The following is a 24,348-nucleotide window of genomic DNA, read 5'->3' on the forward strand; positions in this document are numbered from 1 at the left end:
CGGCGTGGACGACGGACCCCGCGACGGCTCAGTCCATCGCGTCGTCGTAGACCCCGATCAGCCGGTCGAGGAAGGTCTGCACCGTCGCACGCTCCGCGGGGTCCAGGTCGTCGACGATGCCCTCGATGCCCTCGATGAGCGGCAGCACGAGGTCGTACGCACGGTCCGAAGACTGCTCCGCCGCCGTGACGACGAGCTTGCGTCCGTCGCTCGGGTGCCGTTCCCGTCGGACGTGCCCGGCGCCCTCGAGCCGGTTCAGGACGAGCGTCATCGCGGCGGTCGAGATCTCGAGCCGACGGGCGAGCTCGGTCGGGGTGGCCGGCCCGGTCGCGATGAGGTGGTCCATCGCCTCGAGTCCCGCCGCGTCGACCGACAGTGCCGCGGCGAGGTGCCGCTCGAAGCGCTGCTGCCGGACACTGACCTGCTGCACGCGGGACCGGATGTCGTCGTCGGGGAGCGATCGCCCGTCGCGTCGCGCCGTCGCCCGGTCGTGGCGGTCCTGCCGGTCGTCGGGGCGGTCGGTCGCTGGGTGCTGGTCGTCGTTCGGCACGTCCACCATGGTAGTCGTGTACATTGCCAATCTCATTGGTAATCAACGACGTGAGGGACCATGACCGACCACACCCGCGGACGCGTGCTCATCTCCGGCGCGAGCATCGCCGGCCCGGCGCTCGCCCACTGGCTCCACCGCTTCTCGTTCGAGACGGTCGTCGTCGAGCGGGCGCCGTCCCTCCGCACCGGCGGGCAGAACGTCGACGTGCGCGGAGCCGGGCGTGAGGTCGCGCGCCGGATGGGCATCGAGGACGACATCCGCGCTGCCACGACGGGCGAGGTCGGCACGCGGTTCATCGGTCCGAGCGGCCGGACGATCGCGGCGTTCCCGGCGGGGACCTCGGACTCCGGCGGGGCCACCGCCGAGCTCGAGGTCCTGCGCGGTGACCTCGCGCGGCTCCTCGTGGACGGGACCTCCGACGCCACCGAGTACCGCTACGGCGATCGGATCACCCGCATCGACCAGGACGACGACGGCGTGACCGTGGGGTTCGAGCACGGCCCGGACGACCGGTTCGACCTGGTGGTCGCGGCGGACGGCATCGGATCGAGCACCCGTCGGCTGGTGTTCGGCGACGAGCCGGAGATCCGGTCGCTCGGGCTCGAGACGACGTACGGCACGATCCCCCGGACCGCGGCGGACGACGACTGGTGGCGCTGGTACAACGCACCGGGTGGCCGGTCGATCACCCTCCGTCCCGACCGGCACGGGACCATCCGCGCGGCGATGTCGGTCGTGACGGACCGGAAGCGGGAGCGAGCCGGCTCCGAGCGCGGCGACCTCGATGCGGTGCGCCGCCGCCTGCACGCGGTGTTCGGCGACGCCGGGTGGGAGGCCGAGCGGGTCCTCGCGGGGTTCGACCACTCCGAGGACCTCTACTCCGAGGCGATCGGACAGGTCCACGCCCCGCGCTGGTCGGACGGCCGGGTGGTGCTCGTCGGGGACGCCGCGTACTGCGCCTCGCCGGTGAGCGGCATGGGCACGAGCCTCTCGCTCACCGGTGCCTACGTCCTCGCCGGGGAGCTCGCCGCCCACGTCCACCACCGTGACGCCCTGCGCGCGTACGAGCGCATCATGCGCCCGTACGTCGCGAAGGCGCAGCAGCTGCCGCCGGGCACGCCGCGGATCGCGAACCCGAGGTCCCGGCTCGGGATCGCGGCCTTCGGCACCGCCGTCCGCGTGGCGTCGCTCCCCCTCGTCGGGCGCCTCGGCGCCCGCTTCGCCACCCCACCGGCCGAGGCGATCGACCTGCCGGACTACGCGCACCTCGAGTGAGCCGGTGGCGGACGGGAGGCGCGGTGCGGGCCCGCCACGCGCCTCCCGTCCGTCCCGTCCTCCCGTCCCGCAGCGATGTGCGCTACGGTCCGGTCATGATCGTCTGGATCAACGGGACGCACGGCGTCGGCAAGACGACCACCAGCAGGCTGGTGCAGCCGCTCCTGCCGGACGCTCGCGTGCTCGATCCGGAGAAGGTCGGCGAGACCCTCATGGACGTCCGGCCCCCGCTGCCCGAGTCCGGCGACTTCCAGCACTGGGACCCCTGGCGACCGCTCGTCGTCGAGACCGCCCGGCAGGTCCTGGCCTTCGCGGGCGGCACGCTCGTGATGCCGCAGACGGTCCTCGTCGAGCGGTACTGGCGGGAGATCGCGGACGGGTTCGCGGCGCACGGGATCCCGGTCCGGCACTTCGTACTGCACGCGGAGGAGGACACGCTGCGGGACCGGATCCAGAACGACGCCGTGATGGGGCCGTCCACGTTCCGGTCCAGCCGCGTCGAGCCGTACGCCGAGGCGGCACGCACCTGGCTGCACGCCGCGGCCGAGGTCGTCGACACGACGGAGACCCCGCCCGAGCAGGTGGCACGGAACATCGCCGACGCGGTGCTGCAGGTCGCACGGTGAGCGCCTTCGTGCAGCGGTCGCAGTGGTCGGTCGTGACGTCCGAACCAGCGGACGCGGCGGAGCTCGTCACGCGCATCCCCGACGTCCGACGGGCCACGGTCGAGGGTGCGCCCTCGGGGTTCTCGTTCGAGGAACGGCGACGTGGCTCCGAGCTGCTGTCCCTCGTGTCGATGGCGAGCACCGGTGTCGTCGAGGGAACGGTCGAGGCCGAGTCCGCGATGGTCCTGTTCTGGCTGAAGTCCGGCAGCGGTGCGGTCGACGGCGACGGGGTGCCCACCGGCCGTCCGGTCCTGTTCCGCCACGACCCGCAGCAGGTCCGGTGGGACGGGTTCCAGCTCGACCTCATCCGCATCGACCGGACCACGGTGGAGCAGGTCGCTGCCGAACGCGGCGCCTGGCAGCCCGGGCCGATCGAGTTCCAGCCGCACCACATCCCCGAGGGGCCGACGCTCGCCGCCTGGTGGTTGATGGTGCGCGCGGTGGCGGCCGACGTGCTGCGCGGTCCGGAGGAGGTCACCGAGGAGCACGAGCGTGAACTGACCCGCTTCGCGGCGGGCGGCCTGCTCACCGCGGTCCCGCACTGGCCGGTCGGGCAGGACCAGCCCCGCACGGCAGCGGCGGCACGGTTCGCCCGGGCCGAGGCGTACCTGCTCGAGCACGCGACCGAGCAGATCACCGTCGAGGACGTCGCGGCGGCCGCGGGCCTGAGCATCCGCGGGCTGCAGGACGCGTTCCGGCGCCACCACGGCATCACGCCGACCACCTACCTCCGGCGCATCCGACTGCTGCTCGCCCGTGAGGGCCTGGAGTCCGGGGACGACCGGAGCGTCGGGGACGTGGCGCGGGACTCGGGCTTCGCGCACCTCGGACGGTTCGCCGGCAGCTACCGCGACGAGTTCGGGGTGCTGCCCCGCGAGACCTGGCAGGCCGCGCGCCGCCGCTGATCCGCGCGCCGCCGCTGATCCGCGCGCCGCCGCTGAACGCCGCGCCGGTCAGGCCGCCAGCGGCTGGTCCCGCAGCGCCGGGCAGTGCTCCGGCGTCGGGTGCTCGGTGATCGCGATGACCTCGTCGAGCCGGTCCCGCGCGGCCTCGAGCTCGGCGAGCTGCGCCGTGATCCGGTCCCGCTCGGCGACGAGGAGCGCGAACGATTCCGGCGTCGCCACCCCTGCGTCCACGCACGGCAGCAGCTGCACGATCGTGCGGCTCGGCAGTCCGGCGGCGAAGAGCTGCTGGATGAGCTGGACCCGCTCGACGGCGGGCACGGCGTAGGAGCGCTGGCCGCTCGCCGTCCGTCCGGCCGGCAGCAGGCCCTGCTCCTCGTAGTACCGGAGCGACCGCACGCTCACGCCGGTCGCCGCAGCGAGGTCTCCGATGCGCACGAACTCCTCCTTGCACCTGACATCGATGTGAGGTCTTAGCGTAGCCGAGCCGCTGCGGGAGGTGCCCGCTCGGCAGGAGGAACACCATGGACATCGCTGGATCGGTCGCACTCGTCACGGGCTCGAACCGGGGCATCGGACGACGGTTCGTGCAGCAGCTGCTCGAGCGCGGCGCCGCCAAGGTCTACGCCACGGCCCGGCGCCCCGAACTGGTCGACATCGAGGGGGTCGAGGTGCTCCCGCTCGACATCACCGACCAGGCGTCCGTCGCGGCGGCAGCGGCTGCGGCGTCCGACGTGACCCTGCTCGTCAACAACGCCGGGATCACCACGCAGGGCTCGCTGCTCACGGACGACCTGACCGACGTGCGGCGTGAGATGGACACGCACTTCTGGGGCAACCTCGGGATGGTCCGGTCGTTCGCGCCGGTGATCGAACGCAACGGCGGGGGCGCGATCGTGAACGTCCTGTCGGCGCTGTCCTGGTTCGCGTACCCGGGCTCGGGCGGGTACGCCGCAGCCAAGGCCGCGGAGTGGAACATGACGAACGCCGTCCGCCTCGAGCTGACCGGTCGGGGCATCAGCGTCCAGGGGCTGCACCTCGGAGCCGCCGACACCGACATGATGGCCGGGTACGAGGGGCCGAAGGTCGACCCGGCCGAGGTCGCCCGGCTCTCCCTCGACGGTGTGGAGCGGGGCGCGGCGGAGGTCGTCGTGGACGACTGGAGCGCCGGGGTCAAGGCGTCGCTCGCCGAGGCGCCCGAGCGGTTCTACGCGCAGTTCGCGTGATGCGACCAGCGTGACCCGGGGCGGACGGGAGGGACGGTGCGTGCCCGCACCGCGCCTCCCGTCCGCCGCTCCGCACGGTCCGCGCGCTCGTCGCGTCCTCCGCGCTCGCCGCGTCAGGACCGCGCACGGGATCGGACCGACGGCGTCAGCGATCCGTCAGGACGCTGTCCGCACGGCCGCCCCCGTCGGATCGTGGAGTGGTGACCCTGACCGCGATCCTCCCGACGCTCCGCGCGTCCCTCCCCGACCCCGTGGACCCGACCCTCTGGCCCGCCCACACCGAACCCACGACCGGCGACGTCCTGGTCGCCGCCGTGTCGATGGTCCGGCTGGCCGAACTCGCCGGCACCCCGTGCGTGCACACCGCCGAGCAGGCACCGCCCCGCTACCGACCCCGCACGTGGACGCCGGGCGAGGTGAGCGTCGCCGTGGCGTCGGTGCTGCGCGTGCGGCGCCCCCGGACCGGTGTCGTCCTCCTCGAACTCGACGCGGTGCTCCCCCGGTTCGCCGTCCTCGACCAGGTGCGGCTCATCGGCCGGGTGAGCACGGCGGCCCCGACCGGGACGTACGTCCTCACCCCGTGCGCCGGCGCGGAGGACGGTCCCTTCCACCGGCTCCCGGCGCCGTTGCCCGCGGACGTCCGCGAGGGCGACCTGCTCTGCTTCCCCTGCGTGACCGCGATCCGGCACCGCGACGTCGTGGTGCCGGTCCGCGCCGAGGTCGTCCGGTGAGCGCCGTCTCCGACCTGCGCACACGCGTGGTCGACGGCCCGCACGTGTGGGGCCGGTACTCGGTGCGCCCCGTCGACCGGACGATGTGGAGCACGAGGACCCTCGTCGTCTACCCGCCTGGTACGACCCGCCGCGAGCGTGCGGTGCTCCGCGCGTGGTCGGCGTGGCCGGCCGTGGGGGCACTGCTGGCGATCGCCGTGATGGCCGCGCTCGCTCCCCGCGCCGCCCTCGGGACCGTCGCCGCCGTCGGGGTGTACGCGGGCGGCTTCCTGGTGCTCGGGCGGGCCGCTCGTCGACTCCGTCCCGGTGTCCGGACGTTGACGGTGACGACCTTCCACGGCACCGGGCGACCCGAGGTGCACGGGGACGTCCGGTTGCTCGGCGCCTCGCTCGACGCGTTGACCGTGCCGGAGCGGGCGCTCCGTGCCGGTGCGATCCGACCGGTGGACTTCGAGTCGATCTGGGCCGACGTCTGGGACGACCTGCCGAGCGGCCCGCGGTCCCGGGTCAGTCGCGCAGGAACGCCTCGAGCTGCCGGGCCACGAGGTCCGGTCGGCTGATGAACGGGTGGTGCCCCGTCGGGAGTTCGACCGACCGGGTGGCCCGCGCCGCGTGTTCCCGCTGGAGTGCGACGGTCGTCGAGCGGTCCTCGGCGCACACCACCGCGGTGGAGTCCACGCCGGCCCACCCCTCGGCGCTCGTCGGGGTGCCGAACGCGCGGACGTCCTGCGAGGTGACCCGGTCCCACGCCGCCCGATGCGTGGCGGCGTCGGCGTCCTGCAGGAACCGGGCACCGAACGACCGCTCGTCGTACCCGTCGACGACGATCCGCCCGTCGGCGTCCGGACGCACCGCGACGGGGTCCGGCTCGCCGGACATGATCGACCCCTGCGATGCCCCGACGGGCGGCAGGTAGCTCGACACGAGCAGCAGGTGCCGGACCGCGGGGTGCGGGCCCGCCTCGGCGATCACGGTCCCGCCGTAGGAGTGTCCGACGACGATGGCGTCGGGGACCTCGTCGAGGGCGCGGCGCAGTGCGGCGGCGTCCTCCTGCAGGCCGCCGCCGGTGTCGGTCTCCCCGCACGACGGCAGGGCCACGGCGCGGCTGGCGATCCCGGTCCGTTCGCGCAGCAGGTCGCCGGTCGGCGCCCACCACCAGTCCCCGTCACGGACGAGGGCGCCGTGCACGAAGAGGACCGTCGGGCTCGTCACTCCATCACCATCGCGGACATGCGCGTCATCAGGCCACGGGGGACGAAGCGGTGCGCACTCGCCAGCACGGCGTTGCGCGCGCCGGAGACGACCGTGGGTCCGCCGGCACGGGAGAACGCCCGCAGACCGACGCGTGCGACCTCCTCCGCCGACTGCCGACCGCCCTCGAGGAACGACCCGCCGCCCGCGGCGTCGAAGAAGCCCGTCGCGGTCGGGCCGGGGCACAGGGCGAGCACCCGGACGCCCTGCCCGCGCGTCTCCTGCCAGAGGGCCTCGGTGAAGGACAGGACGAACGCCTTCGTCGCGCCGTAGAGCGCCATGTGCGGGGTGGGCTGGAACGCCGCGGTCGAGGCCACGGTCATCACGCCGCCGACGCCGCGGGCGAGCATGCCGGGCAGGAACGCCCGCGTCAGCCGGACCAGCGCGGTCTCGTTGAGCGCGATCTGCTGCACGATGCCGTCCTCGGGCTGCTCGGCGAAGGTGCCGTGCCACCCGACCCCGGCGTTCGCGATCAGGACGTCGACGCGGGTGCCGTCGAGCGCCGTGATCACCTCGTCGACGCCGTCGGCCGTGGCCAGGTCGGCCGGGAGCACCCGCACGCGCACACCGTGGCGCGCGTGGATGCCCGAGGCGACGGTGTCGAGCTTGTCGGCCGACCGGGCGACCAGGAAGAGGTCGGCGCCACCCGCGGCGAGGCCCTCCGCCAGCGACTCGCCGATGCCGCCGCTCGCACCGGTCACGAGGGCCAGTCGGCCCCGGAACGGTTCGGGGTTCCGCGCCACCGCTCAGCCCGCCGTGCGGAGGAAGTCGGCGATCGGGGTGGAGCCGGTGTTGAACCGGATCGTCCGGCCGATCGTCTCGTCGCCCTCGACCGAGTCGGCCACCACGTGCGCGACGTCGCCGCGCGGGACCTGCGTCGAGGAGCCGTCCCAGTCGACCGAACCCGTGGGCTCGTCGTCGGTGAGGGTGCTCGGCGCGACGACCGTCCAGCGGAGCCCCGAGTCGCGGAGCACGGCGTCGGCGATCATCTTCGACTGCGCGTACGCGAAGAAGTCGTCGTCCTGCGGCACCCCGTGGTCGAGGAGCGAGCCGGACCAGGAGACCATGACGTAGCGGTCGACACCGGCCTTCGCGGCACCCTGCACGGACAGGATCGCCGCGTCGCGGTCGATCGCCCAGGTGCGGTCCGCCGATCCGCCGCCGGCACCGGCCGACCAGACCACGGCGTCGTGTCCGTGGATGAGCTCGGCGAAGTCGGTGAGGGTCTGCTGCTGGATGTCGGCGACGTGCGGCTGCCCGCCGTGGGCGCGGATCTCGTCGGCCTGGTCGGGGTCGCGGATGACCGAGGTGACGGTGTGGCCGCGGTCGGTGAGGATGCGGGTGGCGAGGAGTGCGACCTTGCCGTGGCCGCCGAGGACGATGACGTTGCTCATGGGCCGGACGGTACTCGTGGTGGCTCAGCGCTCCGGGAGTAGCGTCCGAACCGACACGACAGGAGCACCGATGAGCACGAAGAACGAGCAGCACACCCTGGTCCGCACCCTGGTCCTGGGCATCCTCAGCGGCGGCCGGAGCGCCACCCCGCTCGCCGTCATGGCACTGAACCACGACCGCTCCTCACTGAAGGGCTCGTGGCAGGACTGGAAGGTCTTCAGCACGCCCCTCGGCCGTGGCGTCCTCGTCGCATCGGCCGTCGGCGAGCTCATCGGCGACAAGCTGCCGGGGACGCCGAACCGGATCTCCCCCGCGGGCCTCGCCGGGCGCGTGGCGTCCGGAGCGCTCGTCGGGGCCGCGCTCGGCACGACGGGCAGGCGCGACCTGCGCATCGAGGGCGCGATCCTCGGTGGCGTCGGCGCGATCGTTGGCAGCTTCGTCGGCTGGGGTGCGCGCAAGCTCGTCGGCGCCACGACCCGCCTCCCCGACCCGGTCGTCGCGCTCGCCGAGGACGCCGCGACCATCGCCGGCTCCGTCAAGGTGATCACCACCTCGTGACGGCACCGCGTCGAGCCCTCGTCACCGGCGGCAGCATCGCCGGGCTCTCCGCCGCCTACTGGTTGGACCGGACCGGCTGGGACGTCACCGTCCTCGAGCGCTCGGCGGGCTTCCGCACCGGTGGCCAGAACGTCGACGTCCGGGGCGTCGCCCGCGAGGTCCTCGACCGCATGGGGCTGACCGAGGCGATCCGCTCGGCCAACACGGGCGAGACCGGCACGGTGATCGTCGACGAGCAGGGGGGCACCATCGTCCGGCTGCCCGACGACGACTCCGGTGAGGGGGCGACGGCGGAGCTCGAGGTCCTGCGCGGCGACTTCGCGGACGCGATCCGGCAGGCGCTGCCGGACCGCGTGCGCCTCGTCTTCGACGACGCCGTGGTCGCGGTGGACGAGGACGGCTCGGACGGACGACCCGTCACCGTCCGCACCCGGAGCGGCGCGACGCTCCAGGCCGAGCTCCTCGTCGTCGCCGAGGGTGTCCGCTCGAGCACACGCGACCTGCTCTTCACCGTCGAGCCCCGGCGGCTCGGCATCACGATGGAGTTCGGGACGATCCTACGGATCCCGTCCGACGACGACACCTGGCGCTGGTACAACGCCGTCGAGGGTCGACAGGTGCACCTGCGGCCCGACAACCACGGCACGACGAGGGCGATGCTCGCGTACACGAACGACGACGGCGAGGTCCCCGACCGGCGCGACCGCTACGCCGGCGCCGGATGGCAGACCGATCGTGTGCTCGACGGGTTCGAGCATTCGGACGACGTCTACGTCGACGACCTCACGCAGATCCACGCCCCGACCTGGCACCGGGGTTCCGTCGTGCTGCTCGGCGACGCGGCCTGGTGCGTGACACCGATGGGCGGTGGCGGGAGTTCGCTGGCGCTCACCGGTGGGTACGTCCTCGCAGCGTCCCTCGCCGACGAGTCCGACACCACCGCGGCACTCGGGGCGTTCGAGGCCTGGATGCGGCCGCTCGTCGACCGGATCCAGACCATGCCGTCCGGGATCAAGCACTTCGCGTACCCGCAGACGAAGCTCGGTCTCGCGGCGCAGCGCGCCGCGCACCACGTCCTGACCTCGCGCCCGGTGGCGCCCCTGATGGCGCGACTGACGCACACAGCGGACTCGGACCAGCCGCTCCCGGCCCTGGAGCCGACCCGCTGACGGACGGGAGGCGCGGTGCCAGCCCGCACCGTCCCTCCCGTCCGTCACAGGGGTTCCGTCCGGGCCTGCCACGCCCAGTCGCGTGCGCCTAGCGTGACCGGCATGCGCATCGTCGTCATCGGAGCCACCGGCCACATCGGCACGTTCCTCGTCCCCCGTCTCGTCCGCGCCGGTCACGACGTCGTGACCGTCACCCGCGGCAGCAGCACCCCGTACGCCGACTCCCCCGAGTGGCAGCAGGTCGAACGGGTCACCGCCGACCGCGAGCAGGAGGACCGCGACGGCACGTTCGGCGACCGGATCGCCGCACTCCGCGCCGACGCCGTCGTCGACCTTCTCTGCTTCACGCCGTCGTCCGCCGAGGCCCTCGTCACGGCCCTCCGCGGCAGCGGCACCCACCTCGTGCACTGCGGGTCGATCTGGCGTGCCGGGGTCTCCCACGTGCTGCCCGTCACCGAGGAGAACGCGACCGAGCCGTTCGGCGACTACGGCGTGCAGAAGGACGCGATCGCGCGGATGCTCAAGCGTGAAACTGCCGACGGGGGTTTGGTGACGACCTCGTTGCACCCCGGTCACATCAGCGGACCGGGGTGGATGCCCATCGGTCCGCTCGGCAACCTCGACCCCACGGTGTGGACGAAGCTGTCCGCCGGCGAGCCCGTCGAGGTCCCCGGCCTCGGTGCCGAGACGATGGCGCACGTGCACGCCGACGACGTCGCACAGGCCTTCCAGCTCGCGGTCGAGCACCGGGACGCCGCGGCCGGCGAGGACTTCTTCGTCACGGCTCCGACGGCGCTCACGGCACGCGGGTACGCGCACCTGGTCGCGTCGTGGTTCGGCCAGGAGGCGCGGCTCGAGCCCGTCTCGTGGGACCGGTTCCGCGAGACCACGGCTCCGGAGCACGCCGGTGCGAGCTGGGAGCACCTGTCGCGCAGCCAGGTGTTCAGCACCGAGAAGCCGCGGCGGCTGCTCGGCTACGAGCCCGCCTGGACGGCGGAGGCGACGGTCCTCGACGCGTTCCGCTGGCTGGTGGAGCACGGCGAAGTGGACGTCGCGGGCCCCCTCGTCGTCTGAGGTTGTGCTTGCGCCTGTGATCAGTTGCGGCTAATATCAGCCTTGGCTAATGTGCGCTGCATGCAGATCGACTGGCCTCGAGAGTTCAACGCTCAGCTCGACCGCCTCGAAGCCGACACCACCGAACGGGGTCGGCGGCGGCTCGAGTTGCTCACGTTCCCGCTCAAGCGGCTGCGGGACCTGGATGCAGCGCCGACGCACGACACCGCAGTGATCAAGCGGGTCCGGCAGTCGAAGGAGCACGTCGTCTGGCGGGTGTCGCACCCGTACGTCCAGGGGATCGCGCTCCGGTTGATCTGCTGGTTCCCGCCGGGCACGGACCGTGTCGTCATCGCGCTGTTCTCCGGCGACAAGGCCGCGATGGGTGACGTGTTCTACGACACGGTCGGCGTCCGAGCCGACCGACTGATCGACCGATGGGTCGACGAGACGAAGGAAGCATGATGGGCGAGAAGGACTTCGTGCACGGCAACGACCGACTCGAGCGGATGCTCGAGCGCCCCGGCATGGCCGACGCCGTGGCGGCGCTCGAGACGGAGGCGGACGAGCTCGACCGGATCCACGCCATGAGCCTCGCGATGGTGCGGGAAGCCGGCAAGCGGACCCAGGTCGAGATCGCACACGAACTGGGGATCAGCCAGGGCGCGGTGTCCCAGATGGAGCGTCGGGAGGACATGCTCCTCTCGACACTCCGGAGCTACATCACCGCGGCGGGGGCACAGAACCCCCGGATCATCGTGACGGTCAACGGACACGACGTCGAGCTCGCGATCTGAGGTCAGGCGCGGGCGGTGACCACCAGCCCGCGGCGGCGGTGGACCGCCCAGACCGTCAGGGCGAACCCGACCAGGACCGCTCCGCCCACGGTGACCGCGGTCCAAACGCCGGCGTTCCACAGCACCGAGGCGAGTGCCGAGCCGATCGCCCCGCCGATGAAGTTCGCGGTGACGAACGCGGTGTTGAGTCGGCTGCGCGCCGCCGGGTCGATCGCGAAGAGCCGGGTCTGGTTGAGGACGTTCGTCGCCTGCACACCGACGTCCAGCAGGACGACCGCGACGAGGACGACCACGATCGACCGCGCTCCGAGGCCCGCGACCACGAGCGAGACGAGCACGACGGCGATCGCCGCACCGGTCACCGGCACGGAGACCCCGCGGTCGTGCAGCCGACCGACCCGCTGCGCGGCGACCGCCCCGGCGAGCCCGGCCAGACCGACGAGCCCGATCGCGCTCGTGGAGTACCCGAACGGCTCGGCGCTGAGCAGGAACGTCAGCGCGGTCCAGAACATCGTGAAGACGGCGAACATCGCGGAGCTGATGACGAGGGTCACCCGCACGGCCCGGTGCGCGGCGACGGCACGGAACACCGAGGCGATGAGCGTGGGGTACCGCACCCGATCGCGCCGGTCGAGCTCGGGGATCGCCCGCCGGAGCAGCACGGCGAACAGCAGGGCCGCGACGGCGGCGACCACGTAGATCGCGCGCCAGCCGAACGCGTCCGCGACGAGCCCGCTGACCGTCCGCGACACGAGGATGCCGGTGAGGACCCCGGAGGCGATCGTGCCCACGACCCGCCCGCGGGACGAGGGATCGGCGAGGTCCCCGGCCAGCGGGATGAGCAGCTGCCCGGCGACGGTGGTGAGGCCGACGAGCGCGAGCGCCACCAGCAGCACGGCGAACGACGGGGCCACGGCGGCGAACAGCAGCGCGACCGCGGATGCGACGAGCACCCCGGGGATCAGGCGTCGTCGGTCGAGCACGTCGCCGAGCGGCACCACGAGGAGGATGCCCAGCGCGTACCCGACCTGGGTGAGCGTGACGAGCAGCCCGGCGACCGCGGCGGACGTCCCGAGCGAGGACGCGATGTCGTCGAGGAGCGGCTGCGCCCAGTAGAGGTTGCCGACGGCCGCGCCCCCGGCGACCGCGAACAGCAGTGTGCGGGCAGGCGTCATCCCCGCACGGGCGGTCACGGACGCCGCCGGAAGAGCTCCGCGAGGTGCCACGGACCCGGTGCGAGGCGCACTGCAGCCTCGGCGCGGATGCGCTCCTCGCCCGCGCGGTCGCGCGTGAGTTCCTCGATCTCGCGCTCGGCGCGCAGCCGGAACCGCACCCGTTCGAGGAACGTCAGGGGCTCCGCGGGGCGGGTGGTCCGGATCGAGTCGGTCTCGCTCATGCGTCCTCCGTCTCCGGGACGGCGGCGACGGTGGTCGCCGCCAGGTTGGCGAGGAGCTGCAGGCGCTCCTCGGACGGCGAACCGGGCTCGACGCTGTAGACGACGAAGGTCAGACCGGTGTCCGTGACGAGCTCCATCGTCTCGTACGTCAGGTCGAGGTCGCCGACCTCGGGGTGGTGCACGCGCTTGATGCCGGACCGGTGCCGCATCACGTCGTGCGCGGCCCAGCGCTGGCGGAACTCCTCGCTGCGGGTGGAGAGCTCCCCGATGAGGTCCGTCAGCCCGCGGTCGTACGGGGACCGGGCCGCTTCGGCACGGAGCACGGCGACCATGTCCCCGGTCACGCTGTCCCAGTCGCGCCAGAACTCGCGACCACGGGGGTCGAGGAAGGCGAAGCGCGCGGTGTTCGGGGTACCGGACGGGTCGAGGAAGAGCGGTGCGTAGACCGCACGGGCGAGAGCGTTGCCGGCCAGGAAGTCCGACCGGCCGTTCCGCACCCACGCGGGAGCGGTCATCGAGTCGAGCACCCGCTGCACGTTCGGCCGGACCTTCGACGTCGGGGTCTTCCGACGCGTCGTCGCCGAGGCGTTCTGCGCACGGGCGAGGTCGAACAGGTGCGCGTGCTCGGCGTCGTCGAGCCGGAGCGCCCGGGACAGGGATCCGAGGACGCTCTCGGACACCCCGGTGAGGTTCCCCCGCTCGAGGCGGATGTAGTAGTCGACGCTCATGCCCGCGATGAGGGCGAGTTCCTCGCGGCGAAGGCCCTTCACCCGTCGCGCGCCGCCGAAGTCGGGAAGCCCGACCTGCTGCGGCGTGACGCGCTCGCGGCGGGTGCGGAGGAAGTCGCGGACTTCGTCTCTCGTGTCCATGTCCTCCACGGTAGGTCCGATCGACGGGTCGGAGCAGGGGCTGCTGGTACCCGTCAGGTCGGTCCGGGCGGTCGTAGCGTCGTGGACATGGACACACTCACCCTCAACAACGGACTCGAGATCCCCGCGATCGGGTTCGGCGTCTTCCAGAGCGCGCCGGCCGACACGGTCGACGCCGTGCGCACCGCGCTCGAGACCGGGTACCGCCACATCGACACCGCCGCCGCGTACGGCAACGAGCGCGAGGTCGGCGAGGGCATCCGCGCCTCCGGTGTCGACCGCGACGAGATCGTCGTCGAGACGAAGATCTGGGTCTCCGACTACGGCCTCGACGAGACCCTGCACGCGTTCGACAAGGCGACCGGCAAGCTCGGCTTCGACCACGTCGACGTCCTGATCCTGCACCAGCCCGCACCCGACCGCTTCGAGCGGACCATCGCGGCGTACCGGGCGCTCGAGCGGCTGTACGCCGAGGGCCGTGTCGGCGCGATCGGCGTGAGCAACTTCATGCCGCACCACCTCCGGTCGCTCCTCGACGCCACGGACGTGATCCCGGCGCTCAACCAGGTCGAGCTGCACCCGTACTTCACGCAGCCGGACGTGCAGCGCGCCGACGCCGAGCACGGCATCCTCGACCAGGCGTGGTCGCCGATCGGTGGCATCACCTTCTACCCGGGCTGGGGCGACGAGCGGGTCAGCGTGCTCGACGACTGGACGATCCGGACCATCGGCGAGGCGCACGGCAAGACCCCGGCGCAGGTGATGCTCCGGTGGCACGTGCAGCAGGGCCGCAACGCGATCCCGAAGTCAACGAACCCCGGGCGCATCGCCGAGAACTTCGACGTGTTCGACTTCGTGCTCTCCGACGACGAACTCGCAGCGCTCGACGCCCTCGACACCGGTCGTCGCGGCGGGCCGGACCCGGACGGGACCGACACGAGCCGCTTCGAACGGGTGATCCCGGAGGCCTGACGCGACCCGGTGGGGCCTGGAGGCGCGGTGCGGGCCGGCACCGCGCCTCCAGTCCCGCAGGCGGTCGCGACCACCGCGTCAGGCGCGCTCGCGCGCACGCTCCACGATGCGCTCCGTCGCCGCCCACGAGGCGAGCAGCCGCAGCGCGTCCGCCGTCGGGCTCCCGGGCGTCGCCGGGTAGATCGTCAGCGCGAGCCCCGGGTCCTCGGTGAGCTCGAGCGTCTGGAAGTGCAGCTCGAGCGGACCGACCACCGCGTGCCGGAACGACTTCACCCCCGCGTAGTGCCGCCGGACGTCGTGCGCCGCCCAGAGCGTGCGGAAGTCGTCGCTCCGCATCGAGAGCTCGCCGATCAGCGCCGCGAGCCCGGGGTCGTTCGGCGTCCGCCCGGCCTCGCGCCGGAGGATCGCGACGTTCGTGTGCGCCGCGCGCTGCCAGTCGAGGTAGAAGTTCCGTGCCTGCGGGTCGAGGAAGATGAACCGCGAGAAGTTGCAGGGCCGTGCGCTCGCCGCGACGAGGTCCGAGTGCATCGCCCAGCCGAGCGTGTTCGCGGCGACGATGTCCTGTCGGTTGTTCACGATCATCGCGGGGGCGTCGGCGATGGCGTCGAGCAGGTACTGGAGCTCCGGGCGCACTGCCGCCACCGGTGTGACCGCGGCGGCACGGCGGGGCGTGGCGTTCTGGTGGCGGGCGAGGTCGCGCAGGTGCTCGTGCTCGGCCGGGTCGAGGTGGAGCGCGCCCGCGATGGCGTCGAGCACGCTGTCCGAGACGCCCTGCAGGTTCCCGCGTTCGAGCCGGGTGTAGTAGTCGATGCTCACGCCGGCCAGCCGGGCGACCTCCTCGCGGCGCAGCCCGGTGACGCGGCGGCGGGTGCCGAACGTCTCGACGCCGGCCTGCTCCGGTGTGATGCGGGCGCGGCGACCGGAGAGGAAGTCGCGGGCTTCGTCGCGGTGGTCCATGCCGGTCACGGTACTTCGGCTGGGCGGGGGCGAGCGAGGTGCTGCCGGAACCCCCGTGCTGGTCGGGGTCCGTCGCTCGGGCTCAGCTCGTCGCGAGCGGCACCGACACGATCCGGTCGTCGCCGTCCGTCGGGTCGCCACGCCCGTCGGTGTTGTTCGTGACGAACCACAGGGCACCCTCGGGACCCTCGAGCACCGTGCGGATGCGGCCGAAGTCCCCCGCGAAGTACTCGGTCGACGTCGAGGGGGCGTCAGCCGGCACAGCCCTGACGACCTCGCCCTGGAGGTTCGCGATGAACACGGTGTCGTCGATCACCGCCAGGCCGCTCGGCGAGGCGTCGTCGGTGGCCCACTGCTGCACGGGGTCGACGAAGCCCTTGCTCGTGCCGCCGGTGCCCTCGACCTCCGGCCAGCCGTAGTCCCGGCCCTTCTCGATGACGTTGAGCTCGTCCCAGGTGTCCTGCCCGAACTCCGACGCGAACATCGTGCCGTCGGCCGTCCACCCCATGCCCTGCACGTTCCGGTGGCCGAGGCTCCACACCGGGGACCCGGGGAACGGGTTGCCGCCGGGGACCTGGCCGTCCGGGGTCAGCCGCAGGATCTTGCCCGCGAGCGAGTCCCGGTCCTGCGCGTCCGAACCGGTACCGGCGTCGCCGACGCTCGCGTAGAGCATGCCGTCCGGGCCGAACGCGATCCGCCCGCCGTTGTGGAAGCTGTTCGACGGCAGCCCGTCGATCACGGTCGTGGCGTCCCCGAGCGCGTAGGACCCGGCGCTCCCGGACAGCTCGTAGCGCTGGATGCGGTTGCCGTCGTCGCCCGTCGAGTACACGAACAGGTCGCCCTCGTGCAGCGCGAGTCCGAGCAGGCCGCCCTCACCGCCGTGCCGGACGCCCGCGATCGTGCCGACCTCGCGCGTCTTCCCGGCGCCGGTCAGTTCGAGCACCGTCGCCGAGTCCCGCTCGCTGATCAGGGCGTCGCCGTCGTCACCGGTGCGGACCACCGACCACGGGGCGTCCAGTCCGGTGGCGATGTCGGTCGTCTCGCCCCCGGGCTCGAGCTGTCCGGCGGCGCTCGCCGCGGGGGTGGTGGCGCTCGACGAGGGGCTGCTCGTGGCGGTCGCCCGACCCTCGAGCGTGCGGGCATCGTCGTCGGTGCAGGCCGCGAGGACGAGGGCCGCGGCGGCGAAGGCGCCGAGGGCGGACAGGGTGCGGCGGGTGCGAGCGGTGGTGTGCACGGTGGTCCTCCCGGGTCGTGGGTCGATTGCACACGCGGCGGTCGGGAATCCCCTGGGTGACGGGGGTTGCGGTGGAACCCCTGTCGGCAGGGACTCCCACCAGCGCACCGACCAGCCGTTCGATGGGTCCGTGCCCGCCACCGTGACCCCGCCCGCTCCCCCGACCGCCCGCGCCGTGCCCACGGCCCTCGTCGCCGCCGTCGTGTTCCTCACCGCGGTCGCGCCGCTCGCGACCGACATGTACGTCACCGCGTTCCCGACCGTCGAGGCCAAGTTCCGCACGAGCGCCTCCGCCGTGCAGCTGACCCTCACGACGTTCTTCGCGGGCATGGGCCTCGGGCAGCTCGTCGGCGGACCGTTCTCCGACCAGCGCGGGCGCCGCCTGCCACTGCTCGCCGGCACGCTGCTCGTCGTCGCGGCCTCGGTCGTGTGCGCGCTCGCCCCGTCGATCGGCGTGCTCACGGCGGCGCGCCTCGTGCAGGGGTTCGCGGGCGGGTGGGTGATGGTGATTGCTCGGTCGGTGATCGTCGACCTCGCCCACGGCGCCCAGCTCGTCCGCGTCCTCAACGTCGTGATGGGCATCGGCGGGATCGCACCGGTGCTCGGGCCGCTGTTCGGCGCCGCGATCCTGGGGTTCGGTGACTGGCGGACCACGTTCTGGGTCCTCGCCGGCCTCGGGGTGCTCATGTGCGTGACCGCGGCCGTCGTCGTCCCCGAGTCCCTCCCACGGGACCGACGGCACGCCGGCGGCCTGCGCACGTTCCGGCTCGCGGCGCGGCAGGTCCTCGGCGATCGACGGTTCGTCGGCTACGTCGTCACCGCGTGTGCTGCGTTCGTCGGGGTGTTCGCGTACGTCGCGACCTCGCCGTTCGTGCTGCAGACCATGAACGGACTGTCGCCGACGGCGTACGCGATCGACTTCGCGGCGAACGCGGGCGCGATGACGATCGCGTCCCTCGTGGCCGCCCGACTCGCCGGCCGGGTGTCCACGAGACGCATCATCCTCGTCGGACAGGCCTGCATGGGCGTCGCCGGCGCAGGCATGCTCATCGGCGCGATCTGGTTCGGGATGCCGCTGATCGTGGCCCTGATCGGCTTCTTCGTGCTCATGATCGGCAACGGGCTGGTCGTCACGAACGGTGGGGCCCTCGCATCGTCCGCCGTCCCCGCACACCCCGGGACGAGCTCAGCCGTGCTCGGTCTGGTTCAGTGGACGACGGCCGGCGTGACCGCTCCGATCGCGGGACTCGGCGGCTCGGACACCGCCATCCCGATGGCCGTCCTCGTCCTCGGTGGCGCGCTCGTGTCGCTCTGGGGACTGCTCGTCCTCGCACGACCCCACACCACCGGAAGGACCACCTCATGACCACCATCGCCATCGTCGGAGCCGGCAAGGGCCTCGGCCTCGCCGTCGCCGAGCGCTTCGCCCGCGAGGGCTTCTCGATCGCCCTGCTCTCCCGCAACCAGGACCGCCTGGACTCCCTCGCCGCCGGCCTCCGGGAGCACGGGTACACCGCCGCCGGCTTCGCCGCGAACGTCCGCGACGGGGACTCCCTCCGCGGCGCCCTCGAGCGTGCGATCGAGCAGCTCGGGCCGATCGAGGTGCTGCAGTACAGCCCGCTGCCCGCCAAGGAGTACATGCGCCCGGTGCTCGAGACCACGGCTGAGGACCTGGTCGGCCCGATCGAGTTCTCGGTCTACGGCTCGGTCAACGCCGTCCGCCAGGTGCTGCCCGGCATGCGCGCGATCGGGCACGGCACGATCCTGTTCGTGAACGGCGGGAGCGCCGTGCGCCCGGGTGCTCGGGTCACCGGCACGTCCGTGGCGTTCGCGGGCGAGAGCGCCTACGCGCAGCTGCTGCACGACGCCGTCCGTGACGAGGACGTCCACGTCGGCCAGCTCATCATCCCGTTCGGCATCGACGACGGGCAGCCCGAGCACTCCGGTGCGTCGATCGCGGACCGCCTCTGGGCGATCCACACCGAGCGCGGTGCGTTCCGGACGTACGCCGAGCCGCTGCCCGAGTGACCGACTGACGGACGGGAGCGCGCCCGACCCGTGCCTCCCGTCCGCCCCTGGTCGCGTCGCGATCAGCGAGCGGCTCGCGTGATCGCCGTCGCCATCACGCGCGCGACGACGACGTTCGTCGCCGCGTCGCCGTGGATGCCGTCCGCCGACGCACCCCGGACCCACGCGCCGTCCGCCTGCCGGAACCCGGCGAACGGGTCGACGTACGACCAGCCGTGCTCCGCCGCGTCGCGCTCCAGCGCCCGGCTGAGGACGAGCTGTCCCGCGCGGCGGTCGGCGCCCCACTGGCTCCAGGTCCAGTTCGACGGCGGGCCGGAGACGACGAGGACGTGCCGCGCACCGACCTTCCGGACGACGGCGTCCACGTTCGCGATCGTCGTCGCGGTCGGGATCGCCTGGTTCACGTCGTTCGTGCCGAGCTCGACGACGAGGACGTCCGCGTCCGGCACGGGGCCGATCTCGTGGAGGACCTCGTCGGACCGGTACCCGCTGTGCGCGTAGCCGCCGACGGCGTGGAACCGGGTGTCCGGCACGAGGTCGTGGAGCCAGGAGTCCGGCCGTGCCGTGATGGAGTCGCCCGCGTACGCGAAGGTGACCGCGCCGGATCGGTCGCCGGAGCCGAGCGCCCCGGTCACGGCGTCGTCCGGTGTGGCGGCACGGACAGCTGTTCCGCCGGCTGCGGCTCGGGTGTCCGCACGTTCGACCGGCGCGGCGGAGGCGCGACCCATGGACGGGGCGCGCTCGGCTGCGGCGGTGCTCGCCGACACGACGGCCGTGCCGACGACGAGGGATCCGCCGGCGACGAGGCAGGCGGCGGTGACGATGCTCGCGACGAGGGCGAGACGACGGGTGCGGGACACGACATCAGGTATCCCCCGGATCGGCCTGCCGTACCAGTCCCCAGACCTGGGGAACCGCGCCGCTGGCTGTGGGTCTTCGCGGCCGTTCCCAGCCGGCCGCCCCGGTCGGGTCCGGGACCCGCCGCGTCCGGTCACGGTGTGCGCCGCAGTGCCACGCGGTGGCGGCGACCCGCGAAGACCCACGTCCCCGCGGTGACGAGCAGCGGCAGCCCGAGCGCGAGGAGGGCGAGCACGGGCCAGTCCGCCACGAACGGCAGGTGCGTGGTGCCGGTTGGTCCCGCCGTGAAGCGGAGGGTGAGCGCCCGGATGGGCAACAGCCCGAGCAGCGTGCCGATCACCGCACCGACGGTCGTCAGGATCGCGGCCTGCCACGCGGACACCCGGCGACGGAGCACGGGTGCCGCACCGACCGCGTCGAGGACCTCGTCGTCGCGTCGGCCGTCCGAGCGGGCCAGCCCGATGGCGACGGCGGTCGCGCCGATCGTCACCGCCGCGGCGAGGGCGAGGACGATCGCCTTGACGATGCCCTGCGCGTCGACCGGACCGGCCTCGTACTGGAAGTACGGGCCGCCCCACCGTTCGCGGTCCTCGCCGCCGAGGCTCTGCCACGCCGAGGTCAGCTCGTCGGACTGTGCCGGGGTCAGGTCCGCGGACTGCTCCGTGACGAGCATGCCGTCCACCGCCGGGACCCGGTACCGCTCGGCGGTCTCGCGGGTCATGAAGACGCCGACCTGGATGCGGGGGGTCTGCACGTCGAGCACCGCGGGGATCGACGTCGTGGCGTCCGGCCGTGTCCGGTCCGTGATCCCTGGCCCGTCCGTGGTCTGGTCGCGGAACTGGTCGAGCCGGACCTGGCCGTCGTGCGCGTACTCCGGCCACAGGGCGACGGCGCGGCCCGAGGTGAGGGCGTCGCGCACGGTGGCGGACGGACGGTGTCCGGTGAGGACGGCGTAGTCGTCCACCGTGCCGGTCCAGATGTGCGGCGCGGAGGTGTCCTGCGACTCCAGGTAGCGCGAGCACGACGTGGTATCGTTCGCGCGGCAGTCCGTCCGCCCCCACGAGTGCAGGAGTGAGAGCGTCGACGGCTGGTCGCCGGCGACGTCGGGCGCGACGCCGAGCACACGGACCCGGTCGTGGTCGTGGTCGTGGTCGAGGACACCGGAGACGATCTTCGCCGCCTTCGCCGTGACGGAGGCGTCGTAGCCGCCATCGCTGCCGTCCTCGTTCGAGAGCCAGACGTCGGCCGTCGCGACGCCCACGGCGGTGCGGTACTCGTAGTCACGGACGAACTGCGCGTGCTCGGACGCACTCCACGTGATCGCCACCGAGGCCACGAACACGACGCTCATCACGCTCGCGAGCACCGGCACGGTCCGCACCGGGTTGCGCCGGGCGTCGCGGGCGGCGATGCGGGCGGAGAGCCCGAGCCGCGTCGCGGTCCGGGAGACGAGGGCGAGCAGCCACGGCGACGACATCGCGACCCCGAGCTGCATGAGGCACGGGCCGATCGCGACGCCGGCGCCGACGATCCAGGCGAGGTGGTCCTGCTGCACCGGACGGTCGTTGAGGAGCAGCACGCCGGCACCGCACGCCAGGGTCATCACGGTGCCCGCGACGACGAGCACCGGTGCCCAGATCCGGCGGCGGCGCTCGGCGCGCGGGTTCACCGCCGCGGGCCGGAGCGAGCCGCGCAGTGCGGCGAGGACGTTCACCCGCGTCGCCGCACGGGCCGCGACGAGCGCCGACACGAGCCCGGCGAGGACGGCGGCGGCACCGATCGACAGGACCAGGCCGACCGGGACGTGCAGCCCGGGCCACGAGCCGACGTTGCCGTTGTCGGCCAGGTGGAACGCGAGCACGCCGACCCCCGTGCCGAGCGCGACCCCGAGGACGGCGCCGGTGAGCCCGAGCACCAGCCCGGAGCCGGCGACGATCGACCGGACGAAGCGTCGGTCCCCGCCGACGCTCGTGACGATCGCGTACGAGCGGGTGTCCGCCCGGGTCCCGACGAGGAACGCGGCGCCGGCGAGCAGGGCCACCTCGAACATCGCGAAGACGCCGAGCAGCGCCATCGCCCCGAGGAACCAGCCGATCGGGCTGCTGAGCCCGGCGCCGTGCAACCGCTCGTCGGGCGGGTCGAGCACGACGGGACGCGACTGCACGGTGATCCCGTGGGCGTTGAGCGCGCGGATCTCGGACCACGTCGGGGCGTCCGAGGCCAGGTACACGGTGACGTCGAACGGCGCCGCGGCCGTGCCGGTCGTCGGCTGCGTGGTACCCCACGGCACGAAGACGCCCTGCGCACCCGGGTCGGACGCGGCGTCGCGCATGGTGCCCGTGATCGTGAAGCGCTTGGTCACCGGGTCGGTCAGGTCGACCGTGTCGCCGATCGACGCGCCGAGACGTTCGAGCGTCGCCGGGGTGACCATGAGCTCGTCACGGCTGGTCGGTGCGGCGCCGTCGAGCACGTGCCAGTGCCCGTCGAGGACCCGCGACCAGACCGCTCCCTCGACCGCCTGGATCCCGATCGGCCCCTTCGGCCCGGTCAGCACGATCTGCGCCGAGGTGACCGGGATCGACACGGCACCGGCGGGCACGTGGTCGAGGACGTCGGCGAACCGGGCCTCGCCGTCGGACTTCGCCACCGGGCTGTCCTTCGCGGACTCGGTGTACTGCCACTGCACGGGGTCCTGCCGCATGCCCGGGAGGTCCGGGCCGACGACCTGCATCTGCGCTGCCGCGTGCCCGAGGTCGTACCGGAGGCTCTCCGCCTGGGTCGGCTGCGTCGACTGCACGACGACCGACACCGCGGCGAACCCGGCGGTCGGGATGCCGATGAGGGCGACGATCAGCGCCGCGCGGCCGGCCTTCGCGAACGCCAGCCGGCGGCCCAGCCGGAGCGCCGGTCGCAGCGCGAAGGGCGTGCGGCGGTCACGCCCCGCGCCGGCCCCGGCGTCGGCGCGTCGCCGACGCGCGTTCACGAGGCGGTCCGGTCCGTGAGCGCCATCTCGACGCCCGAGTACACGGTCTCGTCCACGACGCGGCCGTCGCGGAGGAACACGATCCGGTCCGCCCAGGCCGCGTGCCGGGCGTCGTGGGTCACGAGCAGCGCGCCCGCCCCGGAGTCGACGTGCCGGCGCAGCATGCGGAGCACGACCTCGCCGGTCTGCGAGTCGAGGGCACCGGTCGGCTCGTCGGCGAGGACCAGCCGGCGCTCGCCGACGACCCCGCGCGCGATCGCGACCCGCTGCTGCTGGCCACCGGACAGGTCGTCCGGGAAGGCGTCGGCGCGGTGCCCGAGCTCGACGTTCTCGAGCGCGAGTTCGGCTGCGCGCCGGGCACGGCTCGCCTTCCAGCCGTCGAGCTCGAGCGGCAGCGCCACGTTCTCGACCGCGGTCAGCGACGGGATGAGGTTGAAGTCCTGGAACACGAACCCGACGAGACGCCGACGCAGGGCGGCGAGGTCCTTGGCCGGCCGGTCGGACACGAAGTCGCCGTCGATGACGACCTCGCCGCTGGTCGGCGGCAGGAGCGTGCCCGCGCAGGCGAGCAGCGTCGACTTGCCCGAGCCCGAGGTCCCCATCACGGCGACCATCTCGCCGCGGGCGATGCGCAGGTCGATGCCGGCGAGGGCGGTGACGGCCTTCGCGCCGGAGCCGTACTGCACGCTCACGGCGTCGAGTTCGAGGAGCGGGGCGGCGGCGTTCACCGGGCGCTCCGCACGGTGGCGTCGGACGACTCGGCAGCGACCGTCGAGTCCGGTGTCGGGGACGGTCGGTGGCGCGCGACGCTCGACTCCACGTGGTCGAGCCAGCGGACGTCGGCCTCGGCCTGGAAGAGCATCGACTCGAGCACGAGCGACCAGGCCAGGTCGTCAGCCGGGTCCGAGGAGCGCTTCAGGCGGGTCAGGTCCTGCAGGTTCCGCACGGCGGCGGCGCGCTGGACCTGCACGAGGCGCGGCACGTCGACGCCGGGCACCGTCACCGCGAGGGCGAACTTGATCGCGAGCTCGTCACGACCGCGCTTCGGCGGGACCGGCTCGCTGAACCAGCGTGCGACCTCCTCGTGACCCGCGTCGGTTGCCGTGTAGACGACGTGTCCGTCGTCGTCGGCGTCACCGCGGGCCACGAGGCCGTCGCGTTCCAGGCGGTCGAGCGTCGTGTAGACCTGGCCGATGTTCAGCGGCCAGCTGCCCCCGGTCCGGTGCTCGAACTCCCCCCGGAGCTGGTACCCGTAGCCGGGCCCGGCCACCAGCAGCGCGAGTACGCCCATCCGTACGCTCATGACGTCTTCCCCCTCGTTCCGTCCGCTTGGACATACCGAGTATGCACATACCGCGTATGCGAGCGCAACCCCATGACGGAGTGGAGGGGGGGGGGGCCCCGGGGCCCCCCCCCCCCCCCCGCCCCCCCCGCCCCCCCCCCCCCCGCGTAGCAAGCAACGACGAAAACTGGGAG

General features: G+C 73.2%; 28 protein-coding genes. 14 read left to right on the top strand and 14 right to left on the bottom strand.

All coding sequences use genetic code 11. The features are described 5' to 3' along the window. Nucleotides 1–28 precede the first annotated feature (28 nt). Nucleotides 29–550 (bottom strand): MarR family winged helix-turn-helix transcriptional regulator, encoded by a 522-nt coding sequence (locus tag J2X60_RS10500; protein WP_229084766.1) that lies wholly within the window; start codon nt 548–550, stop codon nt 29–31. A gap of 60 nt (nt 551–610) precedes the next feature. Between J2X60_RS10500 and J2X60_RS10505 the strand changes: the two genes are divergently transcribed. The 3 genes from J2X60_RS10505 (at nt 611) to J2X60_RS10515 (ending at nt 3,398) form a co-directional block, all read left to right on the top strand. Next, nucleotides 611–1,828: an FAD-dependent monooxygenase gene (locus J2X60_RS10505; RefSeq protein ID WP_309887322.1), complete on the top strand. Its 1,218-nt coding sequence runs from the start codon at nt 611–613 to the stop codon at nt 1,826–1,828. A 95-nt stretch (nt 1,829–1,923) separates the two neighbouring features. After that, nucleotides 1,924–2,454, top strand: a complete 531-nt coding sequence (locus J2X60_RS10510) for an AAA family ATPase (protein ID WP_309887323.1) — start codon at nt 1,924–1,926, stop codon at nt 2,452–2,454. Continuing rightward, nucleotides 2,451–3,398, top strand: a complete 948-nt coding sequence (locus tag J2X60_RS10515; protein ID WP_070417521.1) for a helix-turn-helix domain-containing protein — start codon at nt 2,451–2,453, stop codon at nt 3,396–3,398. Before J2X60_RS10510 ends, J2X60_RS10515 begins: the two co-directional genes overlap by 4 nt. A gap of 48 nt (nt 3,399–3,446) precedes the next feature. On the opposite strand, the gene J2X60_RS10520 is transcribed toward J2X60_RS10515, so the two are convergent. After that, nucleotides 3,447–3,833, bottom strand: a complete 387-nt coding sequence (locus J2X60_RS10520; RefSeq protein ID WP_070417522.1) for a MerR family transcriptional regulator — start codon at nt 3,831–3,833, stop codon at nt 3,447–3,449. An 86-nt stretch (nt 3,834–3,919) separates the two neighbouring features. Here J2X60_RS10520 and J2X60_RS10525 point away from each other — a divergent pair, with 86 nt between their 5' ends. From J2X60_RS10525 to J2X60_RS10535, 3 genes are all read left to right on the top strand, one after another. Continuing rightward, nucleotides 3,920–4,621 carry an SDR family oxidoreductase gene (locus J2X60_RS10525; RefSeq protein WP_070417523.1) on the top strand — a complete coding sequence of 234 codons (702 nt, stop codon included), beginning with the start codon at nt 3,920–3,922 and terminating at the stop codon, nt 4,619–4,621. Between the two features lie 200 nt (nt 4,622–4,821). Further along, nucleotides 4,822–5,352, top strand: a complete 531-nt coding sequence (locus tag J2X60_RS10530; RefSeq protein WP_071294344.1) for a hypothetical protein — start codon at nt 4,822–4,824, stop codon at nt 5,350–5,352. Then, nucleotides 5,349–5,912 carry a DUF6611 family protein gene (locus tag J2X60_RS10535; protein ID WP_092385516.1) on the top strand — a complete coding sequence of 188 codons (564 nt, stop codon included), beginning with the start codon at nt 5,349–5,351 and terminating at the stop codon, nt 5,910–5,912. The genes J2X60_RS10530 and J2X60_RS10535 overlap by 4 nt, the downstream gene beginning before the upstream one ends. On the opposite strand, the gene J2X60_RS10540 is transcribed toward J2X60_RS10535, so the two are convergent. From J2X60_RS10540 to J2X60_RS10550, 3 genes are read right to left on the bottom strand one after another with little or no spacing between them, the layout of a single operon-like run. Further along, a complete protein-coding gene (locus J2X60_RS10540; protein ID WP_309887324.1) occupies nt 5,860–6,564 on the bottom strand; it encodes an alpha/beta hydrolase in 705 nt (234 codons plus the stop codon). The genes J2X60_RS10535 and J2X60_RS10540 overlap by 53 nt on opposite strands. After that, entirely contained in the window at nt 6,561–7,304 is a 744-nt protein-coding gene (locus J2X60_RS10545) for an SDR family oxidoreductase (RefSeq protein ID WP_309887325.1), read from the bottom strand. The genes J2X60_RS10540 and J2X60_RS10545 overlap by 4 nt, the downstream gene beginning before the upstream one ends. Before the next feature lie 45 nt (nt 7,305–7,349). Further along, nucleotides 7,350–7,997, bottom strand: a complete 648-nt coding sequence (locus J2X60_RS10550) for an SDR family oxidoreductase (RefSeq protein ID WP_309887326.1) — start codon at nt 7,995–7,997, stop codon at nt 7,350–7,352. 70 nt (nt 7,998–8,067) lie between these two features. Between J2X60_RS10550 and J2X60_RS10555 the strand changes: the two genes are divergently transcribed. The 5 genes from J2X60_RS10555 to J2X60_RS10575 all read left to right on the top strand — a co-directional run bounded on the left by J2X60_RS10555 (nt 8,068) and on the right by J2X60_RS10575 (nt 11,575). Then, nucleotides 8,068–8,556 carry a DUF4126 family protein gene (locus J2X60_RS10555; RefSeq protein WP_070417531.1) on the top strand — a complete coding sequence of 163 codons (489 nt, stop codon included), beginning with the start codon at nt 8,068–8,070 and terminating at the stop codon, nt 8,554–8,556. Further along, nucleotides 8,553–9,725: an FAD-dependent monooxygenase gene (locus tag J2X60_RS10560; protein ID WP_309887327.1), complete on the top strand. Its 1,173-nt coding sequence runs from the start codon at nt 8,553–8,555 to the stop codon at nt 9,723–9,725. Before J2X60_RS10555 ends, J2X60_RS10560 begins: the two co-directional genes overlap by 4 nt. A 102-nt stretch (nt 9,726–9,827) precedes the next feature. Beyond that, nucleotides 9,828–10,799 carry an NAD-dependent epimerase/dehydratase family protein gene (locus tag J2X60_RS10565; RefSeq protein ID WP_309887328.1) on the top strand — a complete coding sequence of 324 codons (972 nt, stop codon included), beginning with the start codon at nt 9,828–9,830 and terminating at the stop codon, nt 10,797–10,799. A 60-nt stretch (nt 10,800–10,859) separates the two neighbouring features. Beyond that, on the top strand, nt 10,860–11,243 hold the full coding sequence (locus J2X60_RS10570; protein ID WP_309887329.1) for a hypothetical protein: 384 nt from the start codon (nt 10,860–10,862) through the stop codon (nt 11,241–11,243). Then, nucleotides 11,240–11,575, top strand: coding sequence for a sigma factor-like helix-turn-helix DNA-binding protein (locus J2X60_RS10575; RefSeq protein ID WP_309777554.1), 336 nt, complete (start codon nt 11,240–11,242; stop codon nt 11,573–11,575). The genes J2X60_RS10570 and J2X60_RS10575 overlap by 4 nt, the downstream gene beginning before the upstream one ends. 2 nt (nt 11,576–11,577) lie before the next feature. Here the strand turns inward: J2X60_RS10575 and J2X60_RS10580 are convergent, their stop codons facing one another. Genes J2X60_RS10580 through J2X60_RS10590 form a run of 3 tightly spaced genes read right to left on the bottom strand, consistent with a single transcriptional unit; the run spans nt 11,578 to nt 13,840 of the window. Then, nucleotides 11,578–12,750, bottom strand: a complete 1,173-nt coding sequence (locus J2X60_RS10580) for an MFS transporter (RefSeq protein WP_309887330.1) — start codon at nt 12,748–12,750, stop codon at nt 11,578–11,580. Between the two features lie 14 nt (nt 12,751–12,764). Beyond that, on the bottom strand, nt 12,765–12,971 hold the full coding sequence (locus J2X60_RS10585; protein WP_309887331.1) for a hypothetical protein: 207 nt from the start codon (nt 12,969–12,971) through the stop codon (nt 12,765–12,767). Further along, nucleotides 12,968–13,840, bottom strand: a complete 873-nt coding sequence (locus J2X60_RS10590) for a helix-turn-helix transcriptional regulator (RefSeq protein WP_309887332.1) — start codon at nt 13,838–13,840, stop codon at nt 12,968–12,970. The genes J2X60_RS10585 and J2X60_RS10590 overlap by 4 nt, the downstream gene beginning before the upstream one ends. Nucleotides 13,841–13,927: 87 nt before the next feature. Here J2X60_RS10590 and J2X60_RS10595 point away from each other — a divergent pair, with 87 nt between their 5' ends. After that, nucleotides 13,928–14,812 carry an aldo/keto reductase gene (locus tag J2X60_RS10595; RefSeq protein ID WP_309887333.1) on the top strand — a complete coding sequence of 295 codons (885 nt, stop codon included), beginning with the start codon at nt 13,928–13,930 and terminating at the stop codon, nt 14,810–14,812. A 78-nt stretch (nt 14,813–14,890) separates the two neighbouring features. Here J2X60_RS10595 and J2X60_RS10600 read toward each other — a convergent pair whose 3' ends face one another. After that, nucleotides 14,891–15,769, bottom strand: a complete 879-nt coding sequence (locus J2X60_RS10600) for a helix-turn-helix transcriptional regulator (protein ID WP_309887334.1) — start codon at nt 15,767–15,769, stop codon at nt 14,891–14,893. Between the two features lie 82 nt (nt 15,770–15,851). Then, complete coding sequence (locus J2X60_RS10605; RefSeq protein ID WP_309887335.1) at nt 15,852–17,003, bottom strand: PQQ-dependent sugar dehydrogenase; 1,152 nt, start codon at nt 17,001–17,003, stop codon at nt 15,852–15,854. Nucleotides 17,004–17,133: 130 nt separating this feature from the next. Between J2X60_RS10605 and J2X60_RS10610 the strand changes: the two genes are divergently transcribed. Together J2X60_RS10610 and J2X60_RS10615 are read left to right on the top strand one after the other, a co-directional pair. Then, on the top strand, nt 17,134–18,369 hold the full coding sequence (locus J2X60_RS10610; protein ID WP_309887336.1) for a multidrug effflux MFS transporter: 1,236 nt from the start codon (nt 17,134–17,136) through the stop codon (nt 18,367–18,369). Beyond that, on the top strand, nt 18,366–19,031 hold the full coding sequence (locus J2X60_RS10615; protein ID WP_309887337.1) for an SDR family NAD(P)-dependent oxidoreductase: 666 nt from the start codon (nt 18,366–18,368) through the stop codon (nt 19,029–19,031). The genes J2X60_RS10610 and J2X60_RS10615 overlap by 4 nt, the downstream gene beginning before the upstream one ends. Nucleotides 19,032–19,093: 62 nt before the next feature. Here J2X60_RS10615 and J2X60_RS10620 read toward each other — a convergent pair whose 3' ends face one another. The 4 genes from J2X60_RS10620 to J2X60_RS10635 form a co-directional block, all read right to left on the bottom strand. Continuing rightward, complete coding sequence (locus tag J2X60_RS10620) at nt 19,094–19,891, bottom strand: SGNH/GDSL hydrolase family protein (RefSeq protein WP_309887338.1); 798 nt, start codon at nt 19,889–19,891, stop codon at nt 19,094–19,096. A 131-nt stretch (nt 19,892–20,022) separates the two neighbouring features. Beyond that, nucleotides 20,023–22,872, bottom strand: coding sequence for an FtsX-like permease family protein (locus tag J2X60_RS10625; RefSeq protein WP_309887339.1), 2,850 nt, complete (start codon nt 22,870–22,872; stop codon nt 20,023–20,025). After that, entirely contained in the window at nt 22,869–23,600 is a 732-nt protein-coding gene (locus J2X60_RS10630; protein ID WP_070417542.1) for an ABC transporter ATP-binding protein, read from the bottom strand. Before J2X60_RS10630 ends, J2X60_RS10625 begins: the two co-directional genes overlap by 4 nt. Then, nucleotides 23,597–24,175, bottom strand: coding sequence for a PadR family transcriptional regulator (locus J2X60_RS10635; RefSeq protein ID WP_309777544.1), 579 nt, complete (start codon nt 24,173–24,175; stop codon nt 23,597–23,599). Before J2X60_RS10635 ends, J2X60_RS10630 begins: the two co-directional genes overlap by 4 nt. Between the last annotated feature and the right edge of the window lie 173 nt (nt 24,176–24,348).

Source organism: Curtobacterium sp. 320 (assembly GCF_031455235.1).
In the GTDB taxonomy this organism is placed as follows: domain Bacteria; phylum Actinomycetota; class Actinomycetes; order Actinomycetales; family Microbacteriaceae; genus Curtobacterium.

Coding starts and splice junctions, on each gene's coding strand:
- J2X60_RS10585 (WP_309887331.1), bottom strand. CDS start 12,971: ATGAGCGAGACCGACTCGATCCGGACCACCCGCCCCGCGGAGCCCCTG.
- J2X60_RS10635 (WP_309777544.1), bottom strand. CDS start 24,175: ATGAGCGTACGGATGGGCGTACTCGCGCTGCTGGTGGCCGGGCCCGGC.
- J2X60_RS10595 (WP_309887333.1), top strand. CDS start 13,928: ATGGACACACTCACCCTCAACAACGGACTCGAGATCCCCGCGATCGGG.
- J2X60_RS10600 (WP_309887334.1), bottom strand. CDS start 15,769: ATGGACCACCGCGACGAAGCCCGCGACTTCCTCTCCGGTCGCCGCGCC.
- J2X60_RS10555 (WP_070417531.1), top strand. CDS start 8,068: ATGAGCACGAAGAACGAGCAGCACACCCTGGTCCGCACCCTGGTCCTG.
- J2X60_RS10570 (WP_309887329.1), top strand. CDS start 10,860: ATGCAGATCGACTGGCCTCGAGAGTTCAACGCTCAGCTCGACCGCCTC.
- J2X60_RS10580 (WP_309887330.1), bottom strand. CDS start 12,750: ATGACGCCTGCCCGCACACTGCTGTTCGCGGTCGCCGGGGGCGCGGCC.
- J2X60_RS10525 (WP_070417523.1), top strand. CDS start 3,920: ATGGACATCGCTGGATCGGTCGCACTCGTCACGGGCTCGAACCGGGGC.
- J2X60_RS10510 (WP_309887323.1), top strand. CDS start 1,924: ATGATCGTCTGGATCAACGGGACGCACGGCGTCGGCAAGACGACCACC.
- J2X60_RS10590 (WP_309887332.1), bottom strand. CDS start 13,840: ATGGACACGAGAGACGAAGTCCGCGACTTCCTCCGCACCCGCCGCGAG.
- J2X60_RS10575 (WP_309777554.1), top strand. CDS start 11,240: ATGATGGGCGAGAAGGACTTCGTGCACGGCAACGACCGACTCGAGCGG.
- J2X60_RS10565 (WP_309887328.1), top strand. CDS start 9,828: ATGCGCATCGTCGTCATCGGAGCCACCGGCCACATCGGCACGTTCCTC.
- J2X60_RS10505 (WP_309887322.1), top strand. CDS start 611: ATGACCGACCACACCCGCGGACGCGTGCTCATCTCCGGCGCGAGCATC.
- J2X60_RS10550 (WP_309887326.1), bottom strand. CDS start 7,997: ATGAGCAACGTCATCGTCCTCGGCGGCCACGGCAAGGTCGCACTCCTC.
- J2X60_RS10615 (WP_309887337.1), top strand. CDS start 18,366: ATGACCACCATCGCCATCGTCGGAGCCGGCAAGGGCCTCGGCCTCGCC.